Origin of the sequence: Antrihabitans stalagmiti, assembly GCF_016482825.1 — a bacterium.
Taxonomy (GTDB): Bacteria; Actinomycetota; Actinomycetes; order Mycobacteriales; family Mycobacteriaceae; genus Antrihabitans; species Antrihabitans stalagmiti.
In genome coordinates this window covers 1-7774 of the sequence record NZ_JAEMNV010000023.1, presented here as the reverse complement: position 1 = coordinate 7774, position 7774 = coordinate 1, and the positions used below count along the sequence as shown (strand labels likewise).

Below are 7774 nucleotides of genomic sequence, written 5' to 3'. Positions count from 1 at the left end.
CCTGGGGGGAGAGGCTGCGCAACGCGCCGCAGACTCAGATAGAAACTGAACCGCGTGCCGAACTTCCGATACCTGGCTAGTGACGCGAGTTGACCACCCTCGGGGAGCCTTCGAAAGGGTCGAAGCCGAACAACACCTCTACTGCGACCTGCCACGTTGGTAACCGGTTCGTACCCGAAAACCTCTTGTGAAGAACAATTCTGCGCCCGGTCCGGAAGCGGAGACGTGCTCGTCGGTGCCGGACCGCGACGAACCGCACGGGTGCAACGCCGCAGGCAACTGGTGCACCATGCAACTGGTGAAAACGCCGGAGGCAATAGTTACGACGCCGCACCGACTAAGGGCGCCGTCTCGACATAGAACGAACCTAATGACCTTGCCGGTGCCCGAGGGAAAGCATTTGATGCAATCATTTGATCACCGGCTGTTCCGCACTGGATCGAGTTTCGTCTATGACGCGAACATTAGACGAATCTAGGGGCAAATGGCGCCTGAACTCGACGTTTCGCGAACGGCTGGTGGCGTCGATGATACCCCAAATAATTACGCTGAGCTGACCGATGAAATCGTCTAAAGACAAGGCTCGGCTGCGACTGAACTGAGACTCGATCCACCAGTCGGTGGCCGAGAGACCGGCGCCGACAATCGAACGAACAGTCATGTCGATCCCTTTGGTGCTCACTCCCGAACTTTGCAGTGCCGATGCGAAGTGATCGGAGATCAGCGTCGCAAGTTGCTGGGTGTCATCCAGAGCAGGGTCGGGACCTCCAGAACGGTCGGAGAAATGGCTACGCATCAGGTAGCGAAATACGTTCGGATGCTGATCTACCAAATGCGCGTACTGACTAACCGCCGTGTGAATAATGTCGTCGATAGAGTCCGACTCGAAATTGATGCTTCCAAGAACGCCCTCCCAGAGCAAGTCCTTGACACGGCGAGCGACAGCATCATGCAGATCGCGCTTATCGTTGAAGTGTCTGTATAACTTGGTTTTTGTAGCACCAGCTTCTTTGGCGATGTCATCCATGTGTGCGTCTGGGCCATTCTTGTCGAAAGCGCGAAAAGCCGCCTCGACTATGTCCGCACGTACCGCCGCGCGGTGATCGACCCAACGAGATGAACGTGCGTCAACCCTTTTGACCACACCGTCTCCGACTGTTGATGCTACGCCCGCGTCTATCGTGCCGAGACTACATGACACTCCGATTTCTCGCGGAGGCGCGCACGGATGTCTCCCCCCGCTAGTTGTCGAAAAGGGACAGCGACCACGAGCGAAGCGATTTCGAGGTTGTGGTCAGATGTCGAAGGTGACGGTAACCTCATCGGTCAAAGGGAGTGCCTGACATGCTAGGCGCTCGCCTTCCGCGATGTCGGCAGCGACGAGGATATCGTTCGCCAACATGGCCACATCCCCCTGCAGCAGTCTGCACACGCACGCGCCGCAACTCCCCTCTTTGCATGAGTACGGTGGTGAGTAGTCCTCGTTCAATAGCGCGTCCAGCAGCCCGAGATCTCTTGGCCACGCGATCTCGATCTTCTCGCCGTTCAGATAGACGATCGCTTGTGCGCTGTCTTCGGCCGAGGCGGATTTGGCGCGTTCCTTCACCTCGAAGGGATTACCATGCAGCGATTGAAAAACCTCGCGGTGTATTCTGTCGTGGGTGACGTTCACGCTTTCCGCAGATCTAACGACTAGATCCATGAATGGCGGAGGGCCACAGACGAAGAATTCAGAATTTCGGTGCGCCGAACACAGGTATTTCACGACATCTGCGGTCGGCAAACCTTGCTCGCTCTCGAGCCAGCTCTGAATGTCGAGGCGTTCCGAATATTGCTTTGCGTAGTGGGCTAGGTCTGGACCGAAGATCACATTCTCGGAGTCCTGATTCGCATAGAACAGAGTGATATGGCCCGAGCCCTCGGCCAGTGCGGATTTGATAATGGACATGATAGGAGTGATACCGCTGCCGGCAGCGAACAACACCATGTCTCGATCGAGGTCCCTTGGAGTGAAGTGGCCGGCAGGGGGAAGTACCGCTAAAATCATTCCCGATTCGATGTTGTCGCACAACCAGTTGGAGGCGTATCCTCCTTCGGTCCGTTTAACCGTGACCGCAAGGGTATCTTCGGTGTGCGGAGAACTCGACAACGAATAGCAACGTGCAACAGATCCATCCCTCTCGCTCGGAACACGGAGCGTTAGAAACTGGCCAGGTAGATACTGGAAATGCTCGACGCCCGAATCCGGGACGTCGAAGACGATGGATATCGCCTGTGGGCTCTCCTGGAAAACTTCAGCAACGCGGAGTTCCAGCCCAGGGCTCAATGAAGTCAAGGTACAGATCCTTCGTGATTTATGACAAATAGTTCAACAACTCAGGCTGCGAGCGAAAAAGCTACGGCGTCTCGCTACGCAGCAAACCCGACTTCCGCCCGATCGCGTAGCCCAGGCGGGCCAATGGCGCATTTATATCCTGATAGCGTGGCCCAACCACCCGAGTGATCACATCGAATCCCCGAGCGTCTGGTCCAATCAGCACGCGAGGCTTATTGTGACGCACTCCCTTCAGGATCGCGCTCGCTGCTCGCTCCGGTGTTGTCAAGGCTATTCGGTCGAAGTGCTCGACCATCTTCCCAAGGTCGCCAATGGCCTCAACGCCGCGAGCATTACGCGCTATGTTTGTTTTTATGCCACCTGGATGCACACATGTCACGCCAACCGGGTGGCGTTCAATTTTCATTTCTTGTCGAAGGGCTTCGGTGAACCCTCGGACCGCAAACTTGGCGGCGTTATAGGCACTTTGACTAGGAATCGCCATCAGCCCGAATACACTGGAAACATTCACAACGTGCCCGTCGCCCGACTCGATGAGTTTGGGGAGGAACAGTTTCGTCCCGTTCGCGACACCCCAGAAGTTGACTCCCATCAACCAGTCGAAGTCTTCCCAATTCATGTCGAGGACGTCGGCGCCCAGAGCCACGCCGGCGTTGTTGACCAACATGTTGACGGAGCCGAAGTCCTCGATTACCGCCGAGCAATGGTCCTTGAACGCTTCTCTGTCGGCGACGTCGAGCTTATAGGCTCGAGCAAGAGAGCCCAGTGATTGGCACTGCGCGGCCGTTTCGGAAACCCCGTCGATGTTGACGTCGGACAACGCCAATCGGGAGCCCTCTGCGGCAAGCTGCAGCGCGAGTGCGCGCCCAATTCCTGATCCCGCTCCCGTGATCGCAACGACTTTATTCGAAAATGTCCTCATGACTTCGCCTTTTCTGCCATGTCGGCGCCTGCTGTATCCCGCTTTGTCGTATTCGATTCTGGACGTCCGGTAAATTCGAAGTCGGACTCGGACACCTTGCGAGTCTGTAACCAGTACTGCCAGGTGAAGCCGGGCCACACTGTCCGGTTGACACCGTTCGAATCGAGGTACCAACTTGTACAGCCGCCGTTGGTCCAGACTCCGTTGGCCAGTTTGCGCTGGATTGTGCTGTTGAAGGCATTTTGAACAGACTGTCGCACGGTGAGTGCGTCTGCTTGGCGTTCGGAAGTCAACCGAATCGCTTGGAGCACATATTTGATTTGGCATTCAATCATGAAAACTACTGAGTTGTGACCCAGCCCCGTATTCGGCCCGAGTAGGAAGAAGAGGTTCGGAAATCCGGCTGCCGTAATTCCCAGATGGGTGTTAATTCCGCTGTTATTCCAATGTGCTGCCAACTCGAGACCGGTAGAACCTTTCAACTTAAGGCTGTCGAATCCGTCGGTGACGTGGAATCCGGTTGCATAGATGATTACGTCGACCTGGCGCTCCTGGCCGTCCGTAGAAACGATACGATCTTCGTTGATTTCTGCGATTCCATCGGTGATCACGGTTGTCGACGGCAAGTTCAGAGCCGGATAGTAGTCGTTCGATCCGAGGATTCGTTTGCAGCCAATTCGATAGTCGGGAGTCAGACGCTCTCGTAGCGCAGGATCATCGATGGAACGGGCGATGTTCCGCCTCGCTATATATTCGATTGGCCGCATCAGGTTGGAGTGCCCGTTGAGCCCGATCGCCAGAGATTCCGCGGACCAGTAGATCGCGGAGCGCAGGATTCTCGGCAGCAGGGGTGTGCGGGCGAACATCTTTTGGAGGGAACCCGGGACGGAGAAGTTCCTGCGCGGAAGCACCCATGCTGGTGTCCGCTGATATAGCTGCAATTCGGCGACTAGCGGCGCTATCTTGGGCACAAATTGAATGGCACTTGCGCCGGTGCCGATCACGGCTACCCGCTTACCCTCCAGCGAGCATTCGTGATCCCATTGTGCTGAATGAAACGATTGCCCATTGAATGTGTCCTGACCTTTGATGTCGGGAATGTTCGGTATGTGGAGAGCGCCAATTCCGGAGATTAGGAAGCGTGCGACATACTCGCTTCCGTCAGATGTCGTGACACGCCATCTCGATTCAGCCTCATCCCAATAGGCGCTGGAGAGAGCACAGCCGAAGTGCGTGCGGGAGTACAAGTCGTACTTCGTGGCCAGACCGGTGAGATAGTCCTGGATCTCTTGTTGCCCCGCCCATACTTTGCTCCAGTCGGATCTGGGTTCGAACGAATACGAGTACATGTAGGACGGCACATCGCAGGCGCAACCAGGGTATACATTGTCGCGCCACGTTCCGCCTATGTCGGATGCCTTTTCGATGATAAGAAAATCATCGAGTCCAGCCTTGCGAAGCTGCATCGCCATGCCTAGTCCGGAGAATCCGCTGCCGACTATCAGTACGTCTGTGCGGTGAATCTTGGCACCGGCCGAACTGGGCTTCGACTTCCTGGTTGTGCGTGTCGTCATTTGTATCCTCTAGGGTGAGTTTGCAGTCGTTGGAGTCATTTGTCTTGGAAGTCGCGCGACGAGCGGTGCCGCGCGGCGGGATCATCGGAAAATATGATGCGAAGCAGTCACTTCAAGTCGTCCGGAAGGCTTCTGCTCAATCTCCAAAGCCAGCCGGTGATCTTTCCGTCGAGCATTCCCGCTTCATAGAAGAAACGAATCATCGGCTCCGACATGAACTGAAGATTCTCTCTGTAGTGGGGGCCGAATTGGCATGCGATGAATCCCCTCACTGGATGTATGCCGACTGATCGGTACACACGTGGATTGACAAGAATCGGGTATGCGAGATTTGCGATGACGGCGAGTACTCCGCGGTGCCATGCCCGTGTCACTCTGCGACGGCTTTGCATGCCGTCAACGAGTTCCATCCGCGCAAACGTAATATGTCGCGCTTCTTCAAGTACGTGAATCTTCATGAGTTGCCTGAGTTGCGGTTGTAATTCTTCGTCGTTCATTGCTTCACGCTGGCCTCGGTCCAGTATTTCCTCGATAAGCAACGTCGCGCCGGATACGGACGGTCCGAGAGGAATAAAGTGAAGGATCTTCGCGAAGGTTAGAGTCCCGATCGGTAGTTTGTATGGCGCGATACCAGTTTTATTGATCAATCGAGCAAACATCGTCGAGTGGCGCGACTCGTCGCCGACCTCAGTCAGGGCGTAAAGCGATTTGTCGTCCGTGAGGTCGCCTCTGGCGGCCGTGCGTAGCAATGCAGAGCTCAAGAAATTCTCGGCGTATATGCCGAAGCTCAGTATGCTCACGATTTCATGTTTGCCTAGCTCCACTCGCTGTGCCGGAGTGAGTCGCTGCCAGATCTTTGTACCGTAGAGCGAGGTCCTGTGTTCGGGTAGCCATTTCTTGTCTGGCACCCACGGACTGTCCCAGTCGATGTCGACTTCAGCATCGTAAGACTTCTCCGCAGACGATCTCAGTAGCCGGCCAGCGGACTTCTGGATGTCTACCGGCCTCCTCCCGACTACCCGCACCGAGCGATCGCCGGAGGTGCTGTCGTTGTTCATTGCAACTTTTTGACTTGTCATCTTCGCCATCCTTTGCAGAGTTCGAGTGCTTCCGGTATCCGCATCCGCCTGTGTGGCGGGCGTTGGTCGTCTCGCAGACGCGTTTGCCTTCCAGCGAGTTTGACCAACGAGGCAGTAGCCGTTACTCGGAGTATGCTATACCTTTGTGCGTAAGCGCGTCGGTTGTCAAGTCCCGATGTTGCTTCCGAGAGGACCACACTCTCATGAGGGCGGGAGTGGATGCGAAGGTGTCGGCTGACCGCAAGAAGCAATCCGAAACCCTAAGGAAGACAGCACATATGGCTGATTCACACGAACGCTCGGACTACATAGGACCCGGCAGACTGACGATCGACGGTTGCGATTTCGACGTCGAGATCGAGCTGCGCGGCGTTTTCCAGCCGATCGATGGTCTCTATCGCTGGTACGGCCGCACCCGGCCAGCCCCTCAGCTCTGCGAGGTTCTGCGGGGGAGACGCGCCAAGGCCAGGTTGAAAACGCCTGAAGGAGAGTCGGTTGCAACAGTTGGGGACCTCGACTTTTGGGGTCGCTACAGGCTGGAAGGAACCGGTCGACCGCCTTTTCATCGGCGCGCGTCGGTGGAATGACCGACCCAGGTGTCAGTGCAACCGCAGGTGAGACGCCGTCTGCGATGGCGGAGATTGCCCGACCGGACTAGCGCTATGGGCAGTAGCGAAACGCAGTCAGCGACTGCACATCGTCAAGAGAACATCCGCAGCAGGCAAGATCAGACTGATGAAGGATGACGTGCTCGATTAGGTGTGGACCTGATCAAGGTTCCGATCGTCGGTCCAATACGGCCGTACTCGCGATTGCGTAGGGCACCAGCGCATCCAGAATTGGGTAATCTGGGAAGCAAACGATCCGTGCAAGTGCAACTCGCGTGCTGCCAGGCAACGCCAGCGGTGATCGCTTCGTGCGGCGACGGGTCTCATCATCGGTTCCGCTAGCGCTGATTGAGTGGTCAGGCCTGGCCTTCCGAACGATCTTCGACCTTGGCCAGAGCTACGCGACCTCGGACCAAAGGGCGACCGCTGTCGCTGATCTCGGCACCAGCCTTTCTGGCCGCAAGAAAATCGTCGACAATCTGAGTGAGTTGGCTCGGCCCCAACGAATGCAGACCGGCGAGTCGTGCAAAAACCAGGGGACCCACGAGTTGCGTTATGGCCAAGGTCGTGTCGAAGTCACCAAGTTGCCGCCTCGCTTGGGGGCTATCGAGCAAATCCTCGAAGGGCTGTCGATATCGATGGACTACTTGGGCCCGCAGCGACTCCACGGCGTCGCTGTCGACGCCGACCAGGTTGTCTCCTTTGACTCCGACCGGGTGACCGCTGTCTAGCTGAGCGGGGCCGAGTCCCACCCAACAGAGAACAGTGAGCTGTACTGGCGCAGCATCGATCAACTCAGCCGACCGACACACTATTTCGACGAGTCGAGCTCGAAGATCGCCTCCCACGGGGGGCGATACCACCGGCGGTAGGAGATGCTCGAAGGCGGCGGCGAGGAGGTGGGTGCTGCTCCCAAACTGCCGGTAAAGCGTCGTACGCGCAACCCGCGACAGCGCTGTCACCGCTTCTATGGTCACCGCCCCGACTCCCCCCGAAGAAAGCAACGACGTTGCCGCTTCGATGAGTCGGGCCCGTGACCGCGCGGTTCGCGGGTCCACATAGTCACCATCCGCCGACTTCAGCGGCCGCATAACGATACCGTCAATTCGTTTTCTAGTCTGCAAGTGCCCACAACGTCGAGTCTACGGGGACCTGTTGCTCGATGAGGTAACGCACCGATTCCCTTGTAGAGCCTTCACTCGTCACATCAGTCTCGTTCTGGCCGTCCGTTGTAACTCGCCATGGACTTCGACAGA

Annotated in this window: 7 protein-coding genes and 1 pseudogene; 2 read left to right on the top strand and 6 right to left on the bottom strand. The window is 56.8% G+C overall.

What is annotated here, in order from left to right; genetic code table 11:
- Positions 1–409: 409 nt before the first annotated feature.
- The 5 genes from JGU71_RS29375 to JGU71_RS29355 all read right to left on the bottom strand — a co-directional run bounded on the left by JGU71_RS29375 (position 410) and on the right by JGU71_RS29355 (position 5910).
- A complete protein-coding gene (locus tag JGU71_RS29375) occupies positions 410–1144 on the bottom strand; it encodes a TetR/AcrR family transcriptional regulator (RefSeq protein WP_307829992.1) in 735 nt (244 codons plus the stop codon).
- Between the two features lie 150 nt (positions 1145–1294).
- A complete protein-coding gene (locus JGU71_RS29370; RefSeq protein WP_233530274.1) occupies positions 1295–2335 on the bottom strand; it encodes a ferredoxin--NADP reductase in 1041 nt (346 codons plus the stop codon).
- A gap of 61 nt (positions 2336–2396) precedes the next feature.
- A complete protein-coding gene (locus tag JGU71_RS29365) occupies positions 2397–3257 on the bottom strand; it encodes an SDR family NAD(P)-dependent oxidoreductase (RefSeq protein ID WP_199682972.1) in 861 nt (286 codons plus the stop codon).
- Positions 3254–4831: a flavin-containing monooxygenase gene (locus JGU71_RS29360; RefSeq protein WP_199708684.1), complete on the bottom strand. Its 1578-nt coding sequence runs from the start codon at positions 4829–4831 to the stop codon at positions 3254–3256. Before JGU71_RS29360 ends, JGU71_RS29365 begins: the two co-directional genes overlap by 4 nt.
- A 107-nt stretch (positions 4832–4938) precedes the next feature.
- A complete protein-coding gene (locus JGU71_RS29355; RefSeq protein ID WP_199683268.1) occupies positions 4939–5910 on the bottom strand; it encodes an AurF N-oxygenase family protein in 972 nt (323 codons plus the stop codon).
- Positions 5911–6113: 203 nt separating this feature from the next.
- On the opposite strand from JGU71_RS29355, the gene JGU71_RS29350 reads away from it, so the two are divergent.
- The gene (locus JGU71_RS29350; protein WP_307828332.1) at positions 6114–6497 is read left to right on the top strand and encodes a DUF4873 domain-containing protein; all 384 of its coding nucleotides are present in this window, start codon (positions 6114–6116) and stop codon (positions 6495–6497) included.
- A 296-nt stretch (positions 6498–6793) separates the two neighbouring features.
- Entirely contained in the window at positions 6794–7249 is a 456-nt protein-coding gene (locus JGU71_RS30500; RefSeq protein WP_307829993.1) for a hypothetical protein, read from the top strand.
- A 165-nt stretch (positions 7250–7414) separates the two neighbouring features.
- Here the strand turns inward: JGU71_RS30500 and JGU71_RS30495 are convergent.
- A pseudogene (locus tag JGU71_RS30495) lies at positions 7415–7609 on the bottom strand (TetR/AcrR family transcriptional regulator); the annotation flags it as partial.
- Positions 7610–7774 lie beyond the last annotated feature (165 nt).

Coding starts and splice junctions, on each gene's coding strand:
- JGU71_RS29365 (WP_199682972.1), bottom strand. CDS start 3,257: ATGAGGACATTTTCGAATAAAGTCGTTGCGATCACGGGAGCGGGATCA.
- JGU71_RS29360 (WP_199708684.1), bottom strand. CDS start 4,831: ATGACGACACGCACAACCAGGAAGTCGAAGCCCAGTTCGGCCGGTGCC.
- JGU71_RS29355 (WP_199683268.1), bottom strand. CDS start 5,910: ATGACAAGTCAAAAAGTTGCAATGAACAACGACAGCACCTCCGGCGAT.
- JGU71_RS29350 (WP_307828332.1), top strand. CDS start 6,114: ATGAGGGCGGGAGTGGATGCGAAGGTGTCGGCTGACCGCAAGAAGCAA.